We start from the raw sequence: 17,542 nt of genomic DNA, 5'->3' as shown, positions 1-17,542 counted from the left end.
TTCGACTTCCTTTGAAATCTGCTGTGTTCACAGTGTAGGTTGAATACACGTTTGTGGAAAATATGGAATTAAAATAGGGGTATCATGAAAAATGATACCTATTTTATGTTCCGTTTAAACTGATGGCTTCATCATTTTCCTGAGGCCAATAGCCAGCCCCAGGCCCGTTCCCAGGCAAATCGCCGAGGTAATCAGCAGCAAGGTATTAACACTGTGGATGCTCGTGACAAAAGCCAGTGCTTCTGGCCACCAGATAACCAGAGGGATGAAACTGATGCCCCTGACTATCAATCCGCCAGCCATCAATGCCAGCACCGTGCGCAGCAAAGGCAGACGCCGGATCAAGCCCGCTCCGGAAAATGCAAACGCAGCACAGACAAACAGGAAGCCGGCAATGATGAGGCAAACCACCACAGGATAGCGTTTGCCGGCCTTCGCCATTGCGACAATGCCATCCGGCGCGCCTATATAGGCATACCAGTCTGGCCCGCCCCAAAGGGTGGCAAGATGGATAAGGGCCCCCAGCACCAGGACCATGCCTGACCAGAAAAGATAGGGATTGTTATTTCTTTTCATTTATTGAGTCAAGAGTGTCATCAGAAAATTCAGTATGCCCTTTTCCACGCAGCACGCAAGCCCAATGCGAAGAATATACCTATCGCCAGCCAGATCACAGAGGCAATTATTTCAAAAGTATCCAGGCGCTTTAACCAGGCTGAGTTAAGCATGATCAAGGGGAAAAAGATCAGGCCGCGCACTATGCAGATAAAAGCCACCACCAACAAACCCGTGCGCAGCAATGGCAGGCGACGCAGATATCCTGCGGCGGAAAATGCATACAGGCTGCACAGCCACATCAGGGCTGCTATGAATAAAGTGCTCACCGGAGCAAGCCAGGTGCCCAGGCGCGCTGACTCTACCACTGAGGGTGGGGCATGAAAAAAATAAATCCAGTCTGCGCCCCCCATCAGGGCGATGACATGCAACAAGCCACCGAGAAAGGCCGAGATACCTGCCAGTGTCGCCCAGAGTTCTTTTTTCACAGTAGTCATTTCTTTGCTGTCTACCCATGCATGGAGAGCGCACATTATTATTCATAAATCTGCTACAGGCAAAAAAAACGGGAGCATGAAGCTCCCGAATCCCCCATACAAGGAAGAAGTGACTATAGTAGATGATTATTTGGGAGCGGAGTACATGCCCGCATAACGTATGCCAAAGTACAGGATGAAGATATAGCAGGCTGCCGGCACATAGAAAGACGCATGCAGACCTATGCTGTCAGCCAGATAGCCTTGCAGGAAAGGCACGAGCGCACCACCGACTATCGCCATGCACAAGATGCCTGAACCCTGCCCCGTCAAAGGCCCAAGTTTATTCAGAGCCATACTGAAGATGGTAGGGAACATGATGGAGTTGCATAAGCCTACCGCAAGGATCGCCCACATCGCCAGTGAACCATGGCCATAGATCGCCGTCAGAATCAGGGCTATGGCCACAGCTGAATTGAATGCCAGGGTCTTACCCGGGCTGACCTTGCGCATGACAGCAAAACCAATGAAGCGGCCCACCATGGCACCGCCCCAGTAAAAACTGACATAGTGTGCGGCGATTGCAGGTGTCAGGCCACCGACGTCAGACTCGCCAAGAAAATTGATAAGGAAGCTGCCTATGCTGACTTCACCACCTACATACAGAAATATACCTATCGCACCCATGAGCAAATGCGTGTGTGCAAGCACAGAAGTTTGACTGCTGCTGACCGTGCTCTCACTGCTTTCTGCATGTGAAATTTTAGGCAGGCGGGCAAAGGCAAACAAGACTGCCAGCAACAGCAATGCCGCTGCCAACATCAGATAAGGCATTTGTACAGCAGCACCAGCGCTAGCCCGATAAGCAGCTTGGTCTGAGCCTGGCAATTGCGCTATCTCGGCAGCAGTCAGAGCAGCACCGGACAAAATCAGTATGCCACCCAGAACTGGCGCTACTGTCGTCCCGAGGGAATTGAAGGCTTGCGTCAGCGTCAGGCGGCTGGAAGCCGTCTTTGCTTCACCGAGTACCGTGACATAGGGATTGGCGGCAACCTGCAGTATCGTGATGCCGGAAGCCAGCACAAAAAAAGCCAGCAAGAACAATGCATAACTGCCCATGGAGGCGGGGTAGAACAGCGCACAACCCACCGCAGCGATGACCAGGCCAGTCACTGCACCATGCTGGTAGCCAATTCTCTTGATCAGCATCCCAGCAGGTATTGAGACAATAAAGTAAGCGCCAAAGAAGCAAAACTGTACCAGCGTCGCCTGTACATAGCTGAGGGTATAAATCGATTTCAGATGCGGGATCAGCACATCATTGAGTGAAGTTAAAAAACCCCACATGAAAAACAAAATCGTCACGATGACGAGAGAGCTGGTCTGACTCCTGGCATTGTGATCAGATGTAAGGGTGGCGCTGCTCGGCAGTGAAGTTTCCATCATGTTCCTCCTTATATAATTTTATTTATGCTTATCCAGATGATCAGCCAGCATGGCTGAAACACCGATGAAAGCCGGGTATTCTTCCGTGATCAGATAAGTCGGTATCTGCGCCAGGAAGCCGCTGAGCCGCCCCTTGGCTTCGAAGCGCTGGCGAAATGCCGAAGCAGCAAACAAAGGCCCCAGCCTGGGGACTATGCCGCCACCTATATACATGCCCCCCTTTGCCCCAAGCGTGAGCGCGACATTGCCAGCCACGCTACCAAGGATGGCGCAGAAGTGCTCTACCGTGCGCAGGCAATCTGCGCAACTGCCATCCAGTGCGCGGCGTGTAATGTCTGCTGCATCAATCGTCTTGCCAGAGATGGCAGTACAGATCAATTCCAGTCCCTTGCCTGACAACAGGCGTTCGGCTGAGACATGCTCATATTGCTGCCACAGGCTTTGTAATATCTGTACTTCTTCATTATTCGCAGGTGCAAAACTGGCATGCCCGCCTTCGCTTGCTAATGGTATCCAGGATGAGCCTGCCGGAATAATGCCTGAGACACCGAGGCCAGTGCCTGCACCGATAAGACCTATGGTACGGCCAGGCTGCTCGACGCCACCGCCTATTTGCTGGCGCTGGCTGGCGTCGAGATAAGGCAGGGCCATGGCCAGGGCAGTGAAATCATTCATGAGCAGCAGGGTGGTGAAGTCCAGTTGCTGACGCAAGCCAGCGATAGAGAAACTCCAGTCATGATTGGTCATGTGCACCTGGTCACCTTCGACAGGGTTGGCAATGGCAATTGCGGCATGGGCTATACGCTGCTCATTGCGCCCCAGCATCTGCTTAAGCTCGGCGCTGCCCAGATAGCTTTGCATGGCATCAGCCAGGCTGGGGAAGTCGGCACAGGCCAGCACCTTGACGGCAGCAAACTGGCGCTCTGCTGTCTCCAGTGCAAAACGGGCATTGGTGCCACCGATATCAGCCAGCAAGCGTGGATAAGTCTGCTTGGTGTTTTGACTGAGCATCATTTCAACTCTGCGCAGGGCACAGCATCCTGGTCTTTGGCTGCACCGCCTAGAATTTGTATATTCGTGATGGCTGCAGAAAATGCCGATGTGGTACTGATGCTGAATGGCACATCGACATTATTCAATTTAACTCCTTTGGCGACAAAGCAGGATAACGGTATCTTGATCGTCTGTTTTTCTTTTTTTCCCACCAGGCGTTTGAAAATTTCTGTCACATCCAGAGTAGCGGCACAGTGATTCCCGCAATGCATGGCAAGACTGACAGTAGCCTCAGGTGCTGTGGCAACGATGGTATCAAATGTCAACGCCCCATCCTTGCTGGCAAAGGCAGGGATGGCCAATCCACGGTTGGCACGCGCCGCCACACTGGCTGCGCCACTCCAGCTAATGAGCTTGGCATCTTGCTGGCTATTCACTTGCGAGGTTTGCACACTGATGCCAGGCATGTTCAAGACCCGGTTCAAATCTGCACCGACGGCCTGCTGTTCATTGCCACTGATGACATACAGAGGATAAGTCGCGCGGTCAGCCTGGTTGAATATCGGGTAAGCATTGGTCACGCCGCAGCCACCCGAGGGATATTTGCTGTCGAGTTTGCCCAATTTGCTCTTGCTGGAATAATTGAGGCCATATCCGAGTTTGAATAGTGGTGAATAGTTAGCTTCATCAAAATTCAGGCTGGTCTGACAGACAGATTTGGGCCAGGAGAATGACAGCGTCCCCTTGAAATCATGTGCCAGCTTGCCATCTGCAGTGCGGAACAAGACATCCGCCACACCCTTGCCTTCTGAACCTGGCAACCAGGCAGCGACAAAGCTGTCAGACAAGTTCATAAGGTCATTGACATACAAAGGGCGGCCAGAGACAAACAGCGTGACTATCGGCTTGCCCTTGCCTGCCACAGCCTGCAATACCGCCAGGTCTTCAGGATAACGACCGGTATGACGCAAAGTGCCAGCGGGACCGATATCGCCATACATTTCCGCATACGGTGTTTCACCAATGACGGCAATCACGGCATCAAAGCGGCTGAGATCGACACCCCTGGCATCGACACTGAATTCCACATTGGCTTCACCCAAGGCAGCCTTGATGCCTGTCAGTATGGAATCAGCATTCGGGAAGTCAGTATTTTTATTATCCGTGCCCTGCCAGGTCAGTGACCAGCCGCCGGTCTGGTTGGAGATATCATCAGCAGTCTTGCCCACCACCAGGATTTTCTTGTTGCGTGCCAGCGGCAATGTTGCGCCATCATTCTTGAGCAAGACCAGGGATTCACGCACAGCCTGCCTGGCCAGCTCGCGGTCCTGCAAGGCATCCTGCTTGCCTGCGTAGATATTCTCTGAAGGTTTTTTACCGAAAAGGCCAGCGCGTAATTTGACGCGTATGATGCGCGTCACTGCATCATCTATCCTGCTCATGGGTATCTCGCCAGACTTGACCTGGGCGATGGTATTGCTGATGAAAGCCTTCCAGGCATCTGGCACCATGACCATGTCTATACCTGCATTAATCGCTTGCGGGCAACTGTCATTGCGGCAGCCGGGCACTTCACCTATCGCATCCCAGTCGGTGACGATGAAACCATCGAAGCCCATTTTTGTTTTCAGCACATCAGTCAGCAGTGCCTTACTGCCATGCATCTTGCCGTAATTGGCACCGGAGGCTTTATCATTCCAGCTATTGTAGGATGCCATGACGGTTTGCGCACCGGCTGCCAGAGCAGTCATATAGCCTTGCGCATGGGTATTAATCATCTGCGCATTGCTGGATAGATTGACACCCCTGTCCTTGCCCTGATCGGTGCCACCATCGCCCATGAAATGCTTGGCAGTGGCCACCACATTGCCATCATCCATGAAGGAGCCTTGCAAGCCCTTGACATATTCACCGGCGTACTGGCGCACCAGTGCACCGTCTTCCGAGAAACTTTCATAGGTACGCCCCCATCTGTCATCACGTACTACCGCCAGCGTGGGGCCAAACACCCAGGCGATGCCGGTGGCGCGTACAGCCCTGCCCATGGCTCGCCCTATCTGACCCGCCAGCTGCGGATTGTGGGCGGCGCCCAGGCCTATATTGTGGGGGAACAGCGTAGCACCATATACATTGCTATTGCCATGTATTGCATCTATGCCCCAGATGACCGGGACCTTGACTGCCATATCAGTCGCCATCGAAGCTTCATGGTATTTGTCAGCCAGCGCTACCCAGTCAGCCGCCGTACCATGTTTGTTATTTCGGTCTGGCCAGCTACCACCGCCATTCAGGACCGATCCCAGATAATAGCGCCGCACATCATCTGGTGTAATCGACTTGATTTCCGGCTGCGTCATCTGGCCTATCTTTTGTTCCAGCGTCATACCAGCGACGATGGCAGCGACTTTTGCTTCGATTGCCGGGTCTTTAGTGATCACGCTCTGAACTTGTGGCCAGGCAGCCAGATTTTTCTCCGGCATCTTGCACGGTCCATATTGGTTTGCGGTCTCAGCCGCAAACACGTGGGCTGCCCCGCAAATCAACAGGATTGCGGAACTTATTTGTACAGTTTTTTGCTTCAGTTTCATCATGGTGTACTCTTTATTATTGAAGGAATCTGCTGATTCACTTTTGTCTCTTTATTGATGATATCTGGTTCAGGTTTTTCTTTTATACACGCGCACATAATCCACCAGCATTTGCTGCGGGAAGCTGGTGCTTGCATCCGGTGCGCCTGGCCAGTCACCGCCTATCGCGAGATTCAGGATGATGAAAAAATCATGATCGAAAACCCACTTGCCTGGCACGGTTGCAGGACTGGCCTGATGGTATAGTTGTCCATCAAGATACCAGCGTATCTGCTCTGCATCCCATTCAACGGCATAGATGTGGAAGTCATCCGCCAACTTCCCCTGCGTGAGTTTTTTTGAGCCACCAAAACCGGTTGCGCCATAATAACCAGGTCCGTGCAAGGTGCCATAGGTAGTTGCTGCTTCCTTGCCTATGTTTTCCATGATGTCGATTTCACCGCGCTCGGGCCAGCCTACCGCACTTTTATCAACTCCTAACAACCAGAAAGCTGGCCAGATGCCCTGGCCTGCCGGTATCTTGATACGCGCCTCGAAACGACCATAAGTGAATTCGCGCAGACCTGCTGTTTTTATTCGTGCCGAGGTATAGTCGTTGTCGCCATATTTTTCTTTCCGTGCTTCTATGACCAGCATGCCATTTTCTAGCCTGAGGTTTTCTTTACGCGTAGTATAGTTTTCCAGCTCATGGTTACCCCAGCCCTGGCCACCGGTTTCTATCTGCCAGCTTTGCGTATCCAGTTTATCGGCAGCAAATTCATCAGCCCAGACCAGTTCCCAGCCTTGCTGTAAGCTGGGCGTGACTTGTGTTTGCACCAGGCTGTTGCTGCCACCGCAAGCGGTGAGCAGTAACAGACTCAGGGAAATGAAACACACAGGCAAAGAGATTTTTTTCATACTGTCTGTTTTTTTGCAAAATAAGAACCTGATGGATGATACTCAATTCCATCAGGCTGATTCTTGCTTAGTCCTTGCTTAGTAACTGGCACCAACCTTGATGCCGAAAGAACGCTGGTCTATATAACTTGCTCCCATCTTTCCACCACCGGCATTCCAGCCATTGGTCTTGGCCTTGGCATCGCTGAAGTTACGCACATAGGCTTCAACAAACCATTTGTCATTTGGTGCCACCAGCTTCAACGATATATCACCCTTGGCATAGGCTTTTTGCGTCAGACCTATGTAGGGATTGTCGAAATTGCGCAAGTCAAAATAAACCTTGTCTTGCCAGCGCATGCCTATCCATGGTGTCAGGGTGTAGCCGTGGTCGAGTGCAATCTCTTGCGAGAAGTTCATGCCAAGAGTGAACTTGGGTGCATTCGGCATTTGATTGCCTTCCAGATTATAGGCACGGCGGCCACGCAATCTGTCATCCGTCCCGGTATAGACTGCCGGGCAGGCAACTGCCCCTACCTCGGCACGCTGGTCGCAGGCGTAACCATCATCATAGGAATCATAGTCATGAATGACACTTTTCAAATAGCTGAAAAAACCGCCCAGTTTTGCCCCTGGCCATGGGCGATAATCCCACTCAGTTTCTATACCCGACAAATTGACCTTGGCTACGTTGACGGTTTGCCAGGCAGTCGCCACATCGCAAGTCGGTGCCCATGATGGACAAGGCAGGTTGTCTGGTGTATTGACCTTGGCCAGGAAGTTGCCACCAGTCTGTTGCATGTCTTTATACTGCATGGCAAACAGGACCACCGACAAAGCCAGGCGGTTATCGAGCAACTTGCCCTTGTAACCCAATTCAAAATTGGTGACTGTTTCTGGTTTATAGGTCAGGTAAGTGATTTGCTCTTTTTTGTTGTCACCAAAGACGCAACCGGTCGGGCCGCATTTATTGGTACGGTCGCCAAAGCCACCCGATTTGTAACCAGTGGCCAGGGCGGCATACACCATATCGGTAGGCGTCAATTGCGCACGCAGACCCAAACGATAAGTGCCCTTGCTCCAGCTATCGCTGTGGTCATTATTGGTGCCAGGGCCATAGCCCGCGTACGCCGCAGCGCCACCCAGGGTTCCCATTTGTGGCGTGATCTGATTGCCATTAGGTACGCGATAACTATCTGTGCCTGGCGTGCCATAGTCGAACATGCCATTGTAATAGCCAAAGCTTTGACCACCCCAGCTATTGCCACCCAGGTTCATGCCACCTTTATCAGTCTTAGAATCTCTGGTATAGCGTGCACCTAACGTCGCTGTCCAGACTGGATTGAATTGCCAGTCAGCCTGGGCAAACAGGGCTTTGGAATCGATCTGGCGGTCGGGCTGGGCATAGAACTGACTGATAGGAATATTATTCGGACCGTAGTGCATTTGTTCCTGGCCAAAATTGATGGCATTCTTTTCATGCATCCAGAAAGCACCGGCCACATACTGCCAGTCATCAAAATTCTGTTTCAATTGCAGTTCATGTACAGTGGACAGGTATTTTGAATTCAGGGTGCGCGTCAGGTTGTCAGAAATAGGCCAGACCGACCAGTTGCCATCTGGCGGGTTCCTGCCTGTGACTTCGAATGCATAAGGCGAGACACCGCCATCATCATCATGCACCTGGCTGCGCTGTTGATTGGCGTAGACGAAACCATATTCCAGCGTGGTGTTTTTGTTGGCATTCCAGATGGCCTTGGAGCGCACCGTGTCTATCGACATATCCACCTTGCCCGGCACATTGATGAGCACATCATATTGGCCACGTACACAAGCCCAGCGCGTACCGGCCGACTGGTCACAGTCACGCATGCCTATGTAGCCAGCCCCGGAATCCTGGAAGTGTTCATAAGCCAGTTGCCATTCCAGGTCATTATTGACTTTCAGACGCGCAGCCAGGCGCCCTGCCCACTGGTTCTGATTATTATAACCATCGGCTTTTGATACCTTGCTATTGAAACGCTGGGTCACGTCAGGTATGCCATCAGGTTTCCAGCCCAGGGCTGGAATATTCGCCTCGCTGAAGTCCTGCATCTGGTTGAAGGGGCTGTCCCTGGTCACCTTCATCAAGGTGGCGCGCAAGGCCAGCTTGTCATTGATGACGATATTTTGTATGGCATTAAAGTTGCGCAGGTTCAGGCTGCCGGTTTCAAACGAGGCGCTGCCATAGGTGGAACTAAAGTCAGGCTTGGCCGGGATGATATTGATACTACCGGCGGTGGAATTACGGCCAAACAAAGTCCCCTGGGGACCGCGCAAGACTTCGACCTGATCCAGATCAAACATCAGGGCTTGTGCACCTTGTGGTCGTGGGGAATACAAACCGTCTATATGCAAGCCGGCGGAAGGATCACCAATCTCGGTAAAATTGGTGGCCGTGATACCGCGTATGGTGATCTTGACGGCAGAGTCATTGGCCTGGCCATCCATCTGCACATTCGGTAATTCACCAGAAATGCCTGCCAGATTAGTAATACCTTGTTTGTTCAATTTCTCTTGACTGAAGGCCGTTACGGCCAAAGGGGTTTTTAGCAGAGAAGTGCTGCGACGGGTGGCAGTCACTGTCACTTCCTGCACTTCTGCCCTGTCTGCATCTGTTTTTTTTGCTTTAGGTTTTGCTTCTTCTACCGTTTTATTGCTTTCCTGTTCTTGTGCCCATACATATGATGTGAGCTGGGCGCAGGCACTGGCGACAGCCAGGCTTATCAGGGTACGCTTGGTCATTTGATGAAACATTTTGTCTCCCAATTTATTTTCAGTGATCGGCGTGCCCGCAGATTAGGAGTTGAAATGGACTTTCCCGCCACAGTTCCAACATCACAAGCCACTATCGACAGATCGCCGTTTTCTACGCATTGTTTTGCATACGCGTCTTACTGGTATTTTTTTGTTTTTTTTGGCCGGCGTCTTTTTGCGCCATGCACATGTACTGCTAACAGCTTTGCCTTACCCATCAATGGGAAGGTTTCCAATTATAAAAAATGCATAGTGCTACCCCCGTTTTTATTTGTCAATGAAAAATGTATCCTGCAACACGTCAATTTCAGTGCCAGGTTCTTGCCTGGATTGATAGACTTACGCATGCGAGGATTCCTGGAATTGCGACTCCGTTGTGAGCGTGTTTTTTTCTGTAGCTACTGCCTGCTGCAAAAAATCTCTATACCAATTTCCGCTGAGTTTTAGCGTGCGTTGCTGCGTGACGAAGTCCACATAAGTAATGCCAAAACGGCGCGAACACCCTTCCGCCCATTCGAAATTGTCAAGCAAGCTCCATAGGAAATAACCTTTGACCGGGCAACCCAGATGGATCGCCTCCCTGATTGCCACCAGGTGGCGTATCAGATAATCGCGCCGCAATTCATCGCGGACCTGGCCGTCTGCATCCAGATAGTCATCATACGTTGCACCGTTTTCAGTGATATACATGGCGCTGGGCTGGTAATCATCCTGTATGCGTTTCAGCAAACTTGTCATACCCTCTGGTGCAATTTCCCAGCCAAAGGCGGTGCGCTCGACGCCCACTGCATCCACCAGGCGAGTATTCAGGGGTGAGGCACCCGGCACATGCTCCACCATTTCAGGGAAATAGAAATTCACGCCCAAAAAGTCGGTGGCAACGGCCATGGCTTGCATATCACCATCTGCCACCGCTGGTGCGTAGGCACCCAGGGCTTGCCACACATCTTCAGGATAACCGCGACCGTACAGGGGATCGAGATACCAGCGATTGCGCAAGCCGTCATGCAGGTTGGCCGCCGCGATATCTTCCACTTTGTCTGTGGCTGCAGAAACAGGATGCAAGTTCAACGCCAGCCCTACCCGCGCATCCGTGACATTGGCGCGTATCACAGGCGTCGCCAGTCCGTGCGATAGCAAGACGTGATGGCAAACCTGTATCGCCATTTTGAAGTCCTTGATGCCAGGCGCATGTATGCCATCGGCATGACCCAGCATGGCTGTGCACCATGGCTCATTATGCGTGATCCAGTGCTTGACCCTGTCGCCCAGATGCCTGCTCATGATATCGGCAAACTCGACAAAGGCATGCACAGTCTCACGCACAGCCCAGCCTCCCTGGTCTTGCAGATACTGGGGCAAGTCCCAGTGATACAAGGTAGCCCAGGGCTGTAAACCGCGCTCCAGCATGCCATCCACCAGCCGTGAATAAAAAGCCAGGCCTTCAGGATTGGGAGCAGAACCCGGAGCAGAAAATATGCGCGGCCAGGAAATCGAAAAACGGTAAGCATTGCAACCCAGGCTTTGCGCGATATCCAGGTCTTCAGGCCAGCGATGATAATGATCGCATGCCACTGCGCCATTGCTGCCATCACGTATTGCACCTGGTTGCTCACAGAAGCGATCCCAGATCGAGGCAACCCGGCCATCGGCGCTAGCCGCACCTTCTATCTGGTAAGCCGAGGTTGCAGTTCCCCACAAGAAATCGCTATTAAAATCCGCACGCTCTGGCTGCAAGCGGAGTGGCGTAGCTGCATGAAGTAGACTTTTACTCATATTTTTGCTTGTTCAATATAGAAGTGAATCAATTTATCAATTTAAATGGAAACGTTTCCATTTTAGATTAAAAAATTTTGAGCTTATATCACTCAAAATTCTCAAAGAAAGTATTAGCTGATCCCAGGCATTTCCCTTTCATCAATGGTTTCGCTACAGGCATTGCAAATTTCCAAACCTGGCCGCCCACCAACATCAGTCATGCGTAACAAACTAGTTCATGCCATGCACAGAGACTTGCTTCACTACAATAACCCGTTAAGAATGCTGCTTCGAAATGAAGCTGGTCTTGTTGTACTTAACGGATGTAAAACCCGCTATCAAAGTACTGTCTGCGTCAGCCAGGCCGAGCTGAAACCTTGAACCATCTTGATTTCGCAATACCTTCAGGTAAATCGTATTACACATTAACTGGAAAGGTTTCCATAATCTCGCAAAGAAAATGAATAGTCAAGAAATTCTATTCATCTTTTTAGTTTTATTTGCATACTTTCCACAACACATTCCAGCGGGAAATTCTGATGTCTTATCGCTGGTTAAAATAGATAGAAATGCTCAGAAAAAATCAGCTGGTTTTACGTCTTGCATTGCCGGGCCTGGCCAGGGATGCGCGCATGGTCACTTTGATCTCATAATCGCGCTGTACTGGTCTATGGCTGCCATAGCAGCGATTCAATAATTCATTGAGCGCACTGAGCGTGACTTCACGCCAGGGTATGTGCACCGACGTCAGCGGCGGTGCGGCATAGGCGGCACTCAGAGTATCATCGTAACCGATGACCGACACATCATGCGGCACGCATATACCCGCTTGCTGAAAATAAGATAAAGCGCCCAGGGCCATTTCATCATTCGCGCAAAACACTGCAGTAAAAGGACTACCAGAATCCAGCAATTCCTTGGCGCAATTCCAGCCGCCCTCAGGCGAGAAGTCGCTTTCGGCTATCCACATGTCGGCAGTATTGATACCTGCCCTGTTCAGTTCGCCGAGAAAGCCATTGATACGTTCCACATTATCCGGTGCCGTTGATGGCCCGGCGATGACTGCAATTTTTTTATGCTTGTATTCCAGCAAGGCGCGGGCAGCCATGACACCGCCCTGTACATGGTCGGCGGTGAAGCACTGCTCAGTAATCGCTTCCGAGGCATGATTCAGGACGACCAGACGATCACGCTTTTGACCCAGGATAGAAAAATCTTCATCGGTCAATACATTGCTCATGACGATAAGACCGTCGCAACCACGCTCCATCAAAAACTCTATGCCTTCGACACCCTGGCGTCGTTCATCCCCTATACCTACGCCAAAGGCCACCACCATATGCAAACCTGCCAGACGTAACTCAGTATCAATGGATTGCAGTATGGGCATGTAGAAAGTGCCCTTTAGCACAGGAATATACACGCCTATCATTTGCGAGCTGCCAGACAAAAGGCTGCGGGCCGCATGCGAAGGACGAAAATCCAGCTCTGCTATTGCCTTCCTGACGCGCTCACCGGTCTTGGCCGACACTGAGCCCTTGCCGCTGACCACGCGTGAAGCCGTACCCAATCCCACACCCGCCAGGCGGGCCACATCTTTGATCGTCGCCACTTGATTCTTTTCCATAGTGTATATCTGGCCAGTATATAAAAATATTACCTTGCTTGCAGTAAACAATTTTCATCGATTATAGGCGCATGCCAGTTCCTGCGTTGAACAGGGAAACTTTGGCAGTATCAATATTAAAACGCAGGTTCTCATTCAAGCTGAAGCTGCGATTGTCATGATCAAGCACACACAAGGATTGATTACCCAGCTTTAGCCACAGCAACTGGTGATTGCCCATGGGCTCGACCAGGCTTAGTTGCACACTGTAGGTACCATGCGCATGTATGTGCATATGCTCGGGCCTGACGCCCAGTACCACATCTTCAGCCCTCGTTGCCTGCGGTGACGCGGCATACGCCGACAAGTCCAGTTGTATATGCTCGTTGATAAATTTTTTCTCACTATCGAGCTTGCCCGCGATGAAATTCATGGCAGGTGCCCCCAAAAAGCCTGCCACAAACAGATTGGCCGGACGCTCATACACTTCCGATGGCGTACCCAGTTGCTGTATCTTGCCAGCCCGCATGACGACAATGCGGCTGGCCAGGCTCATGGCCTCGACCTGGTCATGCGTGACATACAACATGGTGGACCCCAGATTCTGATGCAAGAGTTTAAGCTCACGGCGCAGTTCTGTGCGCAATTTGGCGTCCAGATTAGACAGCGGCTCATCGAACAGAAATACTCTGGCCTCTCTGACCAGCGCACGACCTATCGCCACCCTTTGTCTTTGCCCACCAGATAATTGCGCTGGCTTGCGCTGCAACAGGCTTTGCAATTGCAGCATCTCGGCTACCCGCGCTATGCGCTTGTGTATCTCGGCTTTTGGCACACCATTGATGCGCAAACCAAAAGACATATTCTTTTCCACCGTCATGGTGGGGTAAAGCGCATAGGACTGGAACACCATGCCTATTTGCCTGTCACTGGGTTCGGCATGGCTGACATCCTTGCCTGCAATTTCTATACTTCCGGTTGCAATGTCGATCAAGCCAGCGATGCTATGCAACAGGGTAGATTTGCCGCAACCGGATGGGCCCAGCAAGACCAGGAACTCACCCTCCTGCACATCCAGATCGAGTTGCTCTATGATCTTGTAACCACCAAGTTCTATGCCCAGGTTCTTAAGACTTACATATGCCATGCATTCATCCTTAGCCTTTAACCCTTGACCGCGCCAGCGGCGATGCCGCGTACAAACCAGCGGCCTGATATGAAATAGATGGTGAGTGGTAGCATGGCCGTCAAGATGGTGGCTGCCATATTGACGTTATACATCCGCGTGCCCGTCGTCGTGTTGATGACATTATTGAGTTGCGCCGTCATGGGTAAATGCTCGCGCCCGGCAAATACCAGGCCGAGGATGTAGTCATTCCATACGCCTGTGACTTGCATGATGGACGCCACGACTATCATGGGCAATGACATGGGCAGCATCAATTGCACGAAGATGCGGAAAAACCCGCCACCATCTATGCGTGCCGCATGAAACAATTCCTGCGGTATGCCCAGGTAATAATTACGGAATAGCAAAGTCATGATAGGCATGCCAAAGATCACATGCACCATGACGATGCCGGGCAGAGTACTGAAGATATTCAGCACCGCCAGCACACGCACCAGGGGGAACATCATGACTTGTACAGGGATGAAAGCCCCTGCCAGCAAGATACCAAACAAGACTTGCGCACCGCGTGGCCGCCAGAATGACAAGGCATAGCCATTCAGGGCACCAAGGAAGATGGCCAATACTGTGCTCGGCAAGGTAATCGCCACCGAGTTCCAGAAGCCGCCACTGATGCCTTCGCAGGCGACCCCTGTACAAGCCGTGCTCCAGGCTTGCCGCCAGGGTTCCAGCGTGAATTGCAGGGGCAAGGCAAAGATATTTCCCAGACGGATTTCGTCCATGGATTTAAAAGAAGTCACCAGCATGATATATAGCGGCAGCAAGAAGAATGCTGCCGCAGTCAGCAGGAAGGCGTAAATGCCTATGCGGGCTGGTGTCCATTTCCGTCGTGCTTGCAGCATTATGCCTTCCCCTTGCGGGCACGCGCATAGGCATAAGGGATCAGCAAGGCCAACACCGGCAGCAGCATCATGATGGCACCTGCCGAGGCCAGCGCCAGATTGGCGCGACCGAACAAATGGTCCATGATGAACTTGGCTGGTACTTCACTGGCCGTGCCGGGCCCCCCCTGGGTCATGGCTTCGACGGCATCAAAGAGTTTGACGACTGCAGTTGCCAGCAACAGCAAGACCGTTGCGAAATTTGGTGCCAGCATGGGAATGATGATGGACAGGTAAACGCGCCAGGCCGGTATGCCATCCATGCGGGCAGCTTTCCAGATATCTTCATCTATGCCGCGCAAACCTGCCAGCAGCATGGCCATGACCAGGCCCGAGGCTTGCCATACCGTGGCAATAACGATGGTGTAGATGACCATGTCCTGATCAATGATCCAGTCAAACTTAAAATCCTTGAAACCCAATGCCCGTATACCATGTTCTACGCCTATGCCGGGTGTCAGCATCCATTGCCAGACCAGGCCAGTAGCGACGAAAGACATGGCATAGGGATACAGGAAGATGGTGCGCAAGACACCTTCGCCCGTGACATTCTGGTCTATGAAAACTGCCAGCAAAAACCCGATGATGACGCAGGCAATGATGAAGATCACGCCATACACAGCCAGATTATTCAGTGACAAGAGCCAGCGCTCATTGTCAAACAGACGTTCATACTGTACCAGGCCAACGAAATTATCCAGTGGCAAAGTGCGCGAGCTGCTCAGCGATATTTTTAATGTCCATAAGACGGTCGCCAGATAGCCAAAAACCACAGTCAGGCTCATGGGCAGCAATGCTGCATGAGGTATGAGCTTCAAATGCAGCTTGCCTTTGCGCCTGGTGTGATGAGAGCTGACTTGCATGCGTATGCTGGTATCTGCCGGTTGATTACGCTTAGTTTTTCAGCGCAGCAATGATATTCTTTTGCGCTTTTTCTACAGGCATATTGGTATTCCAGTAGGCCGTCAAGACATCTGTCAAAGCACCATTCTGGTCGGGCGTCAGATAAATTTCACCTATGCCTGCGTGACGGCTTTTATCTTTCATGATTTCCATCCCGGCTTTGGCACACAGATTCATTTGCGTCTCATCAGCGTCATTGCGCACCGGGATAGAGCCTTTGAGTTTATTGAATTCCACTTGCGGACCAGGGGCGACCATGATGCTGGCCAGCAGTTTTTGCGACTTGATGGTTTCAGCATTGCTGGTCTTGGGGAAAACAAAGACATCACCCTGTATCAGATAAGGTGCTTTTGGCCCCAGGCCAGGCAGGCAACCATATTCACGACCTGCCACTTGTTTGGCAGCGACGAACTCACCCATGACCCAGTCGCCCATGATTTGCATGCCAGCCTTGCCGTTGATGAGCAAGGCTGTAGTGTCATTCCAGTTGCGGCCTGGAGATGCGGTATCAATATAAGTATGCAGACGTTTGAAACTCAACAGCACTTTGCGAAAGGCCTCAGAATTCATGGCGGCGGCATCACGGTCACGTATCACGCTCAGGTAGAGATCCTTGCCGCCGACATTCGCCAGCATGGCCATGAAGACGATAGTTTCTTGCCAGGCCTGACCGCCATGTGCCAGTGGGATCAAGCCAGCTGCCTTGAGTTTATCGAGCGCAGCGAACATGTCATCCGGCGTCACTGGTTCTTTGTCTATGCCAGCTTTTTTGAAAGCCGCCTTGGAATACCATATCCAGGTTGGCATATGAATGTTCACGGGCACGGCATAATAATGGCCCTTGATCTTGAGCACATTGCGTATCGGTTCTGGCAAGGTCTTGTCCCAGTTTTCCCTGGCGGCGACCTCATCGACATTATTCAACATGCCTTGCTCGACGACGTCCTGGAATTGTCTGGAAATATTGAACTGTGCCGCCGTCGGCGGATTACCCCCTACCATGCGGTTGATGGCAACAGAGCGAGCCTGGTCACCGCCAGCAATGGCAGTGTCAGTCCAGATACCGCCCGCAGCACGATAGGCATCAGCAAACCTGGCAACCGCGGCAGATTCACCGCCGGAAGTCCACCAGTGCATGACTTCGGCTTTTTGCCCGCCTGCCTGCGCAGGTAAGCTCATGGATGCCAGACTGCCCAATAAGATGGACAGCGCCAGTTTATTCAGTTTACGCATTTTGTCTCCGTGTTGACGGCATACAGACAGCAGTTCATCGCCTGCTTTTTTCTGTTTTTTCTTTCTTTTCTTGCGATCAAATTCAGGTTAATTTCCATTATTTGCATGCTACTTGCGTAGAGACAATAAAGTAGGCAATTAAGTAGCCAAATAAATTGGAAACGTTCCCATAAATCCAGGCAAAATATAACACCCTGGGTTTTCCAGTGTCAACACATAGTCATCATGGATCACAAGGACCC

At 51.5% G+C, this 17,542-nt stretch carries 13 protein-coding genes; all 13 read right to left on the bottom strand.

Annotated features, from left to right (window positions below; genetic code table 11):
* Positions 1–114: 114 nt before the first annotated feature.
* The 13 genes from ACO0LF_RS19805 to ACO0LF_RS19745 all read right to left on the bottom strand — a co-directional run bounded on the left by ACO0LF_RS19805 (position 115) and on the right by ACO0LF_RS19745 (position 17,300).
* The gene (locus tag ACO0LF_RS19805) at positions 115–576 is read right to left on the bottom strand and encodes a hypothetical protein (RefSeq protein ID WP_423017108.1); all 462 of its coding nucleotides are present in this window, start codon (positions 574–576) and stop codon (positions 115–117) included.
* Between the two features lie 29 nt (positions 577–605).
* Complete coding sequence (locus ACO0LF_RS19800) at positions 606–1,052, bottom strand: hypothetical protein (protein ID WP_423017106.1); 447 nt, start codon at positions 1,050–1,052, stop codon at positions 606–608.
* Between the two features lie 126 nt (positions 1,053–1,178).
* Positions 1,179–2,474 carry a sugar MFS transporter gene (locus ACO0LF_RS19795; RefSeq protein WP_423017414.1) on the bottom strand — a complete coding sequence of 432 codons (1,296 nt, stop codon included), beginning with the start codon at positions 2,472–2,474 and terminating at the stop codon, positions 1,179–1,181.
* Positions 2,475–2,495: 21 nt separating this feature from the next.
* On the bottom strand, positions 2,496–3,491 hold the full coding sequence (locus tag ACO0LF_RS19790) for a glucokinase (protein ID WP_423017104.1): 996 nt from the start codon (positions 3,489–3,491) through the stop codon (positions 2,496–2,498).
* Positions 3,488–5,950 carry a glycoside hydrolase family 3 N-terminal domain-containing protein gene (locus tag ACO0LF_RS19785; protein ID WP_423017102.1) on the bottom strand — a complete coding sequence of 821 codons (2,463 nt, stop codon included), beginning with the start codon at positions 5,948–5,950 and terminating at the stop codon, positions 3,488–3,490. The genes ACO0LF_RS19790 and ACO0LF_RS19785 overlap by 4 nt, the downstream gene beginning before the upstream one ends.
* A gap of 177 nt (positions 5,951–6,127) precedes the next feature.
* Positions 6,128–6,955, bottom strand: a complete 828-nt coding sequence (locus tag ACO0LF_RS19780) for a glycoside hydrolase family 16 protein (protein WP_423017100.1) — start codon at positions 6,953–6,955, stop codon at positions 6,128–6,130.
* 78 nt (positions 6,956–7,033) lie between these two features.
* Positions 7,034–9,730, bottom strand: a complete 2,697-nt coding sequence (locus ACO0LF_RS19775) for a TonB-dependent receptor (RefSeq protein WP_423017098.1) — start codon at positions 9,728–9,730, stop codon at positions 7,034–7,036.
* A gap of 339 nt (positions 9,731–10,069) precedes the next feature.
* Positions 10,070–11,506 carry a GH1 family beta-glucosidase gene (locus ACO0LF_RS19770; RefSeq protein WP_423017096.1) on the bottom strand — a complete coding sequence of 479 codons (1,437 nt, stop codon included), beginning with the start codon at positions 11,504–11,506 and terminating at the stop codon, positions 10,070–10,072.
* A 565-nt stretch (positions 11,507–12,071) separates the two neighbouring features.
* Positions 12,072–13,100, bottom strand: a complete 1,029-nt coding sequence (locus tag ACO0LF_RS19765; protein WP_423017412.1) for a LacI family DNA-binding transcriptional regulator — start codon at positions 13,098–13,100, stop codon at positions 12,072–12,074.
* A 76-nt stretch (positions 13,101–13,176) separates the two neighbouring features.
* Positions 13,177–14,241 (bottom strand): ABC transporter ATP-binding protein, encoded by a 1,065-nt coding sequence (locus ACO0LF_RS19760; protein WP_423017094.1) that lies wholly within the window; start codon positions 14,239–14,241, stop codon positions 13,177–13,179.
* A 17-nt stretch (positions 14,242–14,258) separates the two neighbouring features.
* The gene (locus ACO0LF_RS19755; RefSeq protein WP_423017092.1) at positions 14,259–15,125 is read right to left on the bottom strand and encodes a carbohydrate ABC transporter permease; all 867 of its coding nucleotides are present in this window, start codon (positions 15,123–15,125) and stop codon (positions 14,259–14,261) included.
* On the bottom strand, positions 15,125–15,949 hold the full coding sequence (locus ACO0LF_RS19750; protein WP_423017410.1) for a carbohydrate ABC transporter permease: 825 nt from the start codon (positions 15,947–15,949) through the stop codon (positions 15,125–15,127). Before ACO0LF_RS19750 ends, ACO0LF_RS19755 begins: the two co-directional genes overlap by 1 nt.
* 109 nt (positions 15,950–16,058) lie before the next feature.
* Positions 16,059–17,300 (bottom strand): ABC transporter substrate-binding protein, encoded by a 1,242-nt coding sequence (locus ACO0LF_RS19745; RefSeq protein WP_423017090.1) that lies wholly within the window; start codon positions 17,298–17,300, stop codon positions 16,059–16,061.
* Between the last annotated feature and the right edge of the window lie 242 nt (positions 17,301–17,542).

Source organism: Undibacterium sp. Di27W (genome assembly GCF_049340345.1).
Lineage (GTDB): Bacteria > Pseudomonadota > Gammaproteobacteria > Burkholderiales > Burkholderiaceae_D > Undibacterium.
Note: the sequence above shows the minus strand (reverse complement) of the source record. Positions and strands in the feature narration are given on the sequence as shown.

Coding starts and splice junctions, on each gene's coding strand:
- ACO0LF_RS19800 (WP_423017106.1), bottom strand. CDS start 1,052: ATGACTACTGTGAAAAAAGAACTCTGGGCGACACTGGCAGGTATCTCG.
- ACO0LF_RS19790 (WP_423017104.1), bottom strand. CDS start 3,491: ATGATGCTCAGTCAAAACACCAAGCAGACTTATCCACGCTTGCTGGCT.
- ACO0LF_RS19750 (WP_423017410.1), bottom strand. CDS start 15,949: ATGAGCCTGACTGTGGTTTTTGGCTATCTGGCGACCGTCTTATGGACA.
- ACO0LF_RS19760 (WP_423017094.1), bottom strand. CDS start 14,241: ATGGCATATGTAAGTCTTAAGAACCTGGGCATAGAACTTGGTGGTTAC.
- ACO0LF_RS19770 (WP_423017096.1), bottom strand. CDS start 11,506: ATGAGTAAAAGTCTACTTCATGCAGCTACGCCACTCCGCTTGCAGCCA.
- ACO0LF_RS19775 (WP_423017098.1), bottom strand. CDS start 9,730: ATGTTTCATCAAATGACCAAGCGTACCCTGATAAGCCTGGCTGTCGCC.
- ACO0LF_RS19755 (WP_423017092.1), bottom strand. CDS start 15,125: ATGCTGCAAGCACGACGGAAATGGACACCAGCCCGCATAGGCATTTAC.
- ACO0LF_RS19780 (WP_423017100.1), bottom strand. CDS start 6,955: ATGAAAAAAATCTCTTTGCCTGTGTGTTTCATTTCCCTGAGTCTGTTA.
- ACO0LF_RS19795 (WP_423017414.1), bottom strand. CDS start 2,474: ATGGAAACTTCACTGCCGAGCAGCGCCACCCTTACATCTGATCACAAT.
- ACO0LF_RS19745 (WP_423017090.1), bottom strand. CDS start 17,300: ATGCGTAAACTGAATAAACTGGCGCTGTCCATCTTATTGGGCAGTCTG.
- ACO0LF_RS19785 (WP_423017102.1), bottom strand. CDS start 5,950: ATGCCGGAGAAAAATCTGGCTGCCTGGCCACAAGTTCAGAGCGTGATC.
- ACO0LF_RS19805 (WP_423017108.1), bottom strand. CDS start 576: ATGAAAAGAAATAACAATCCCTATCTTTTCTGGTCAGGCATGGTCCTG.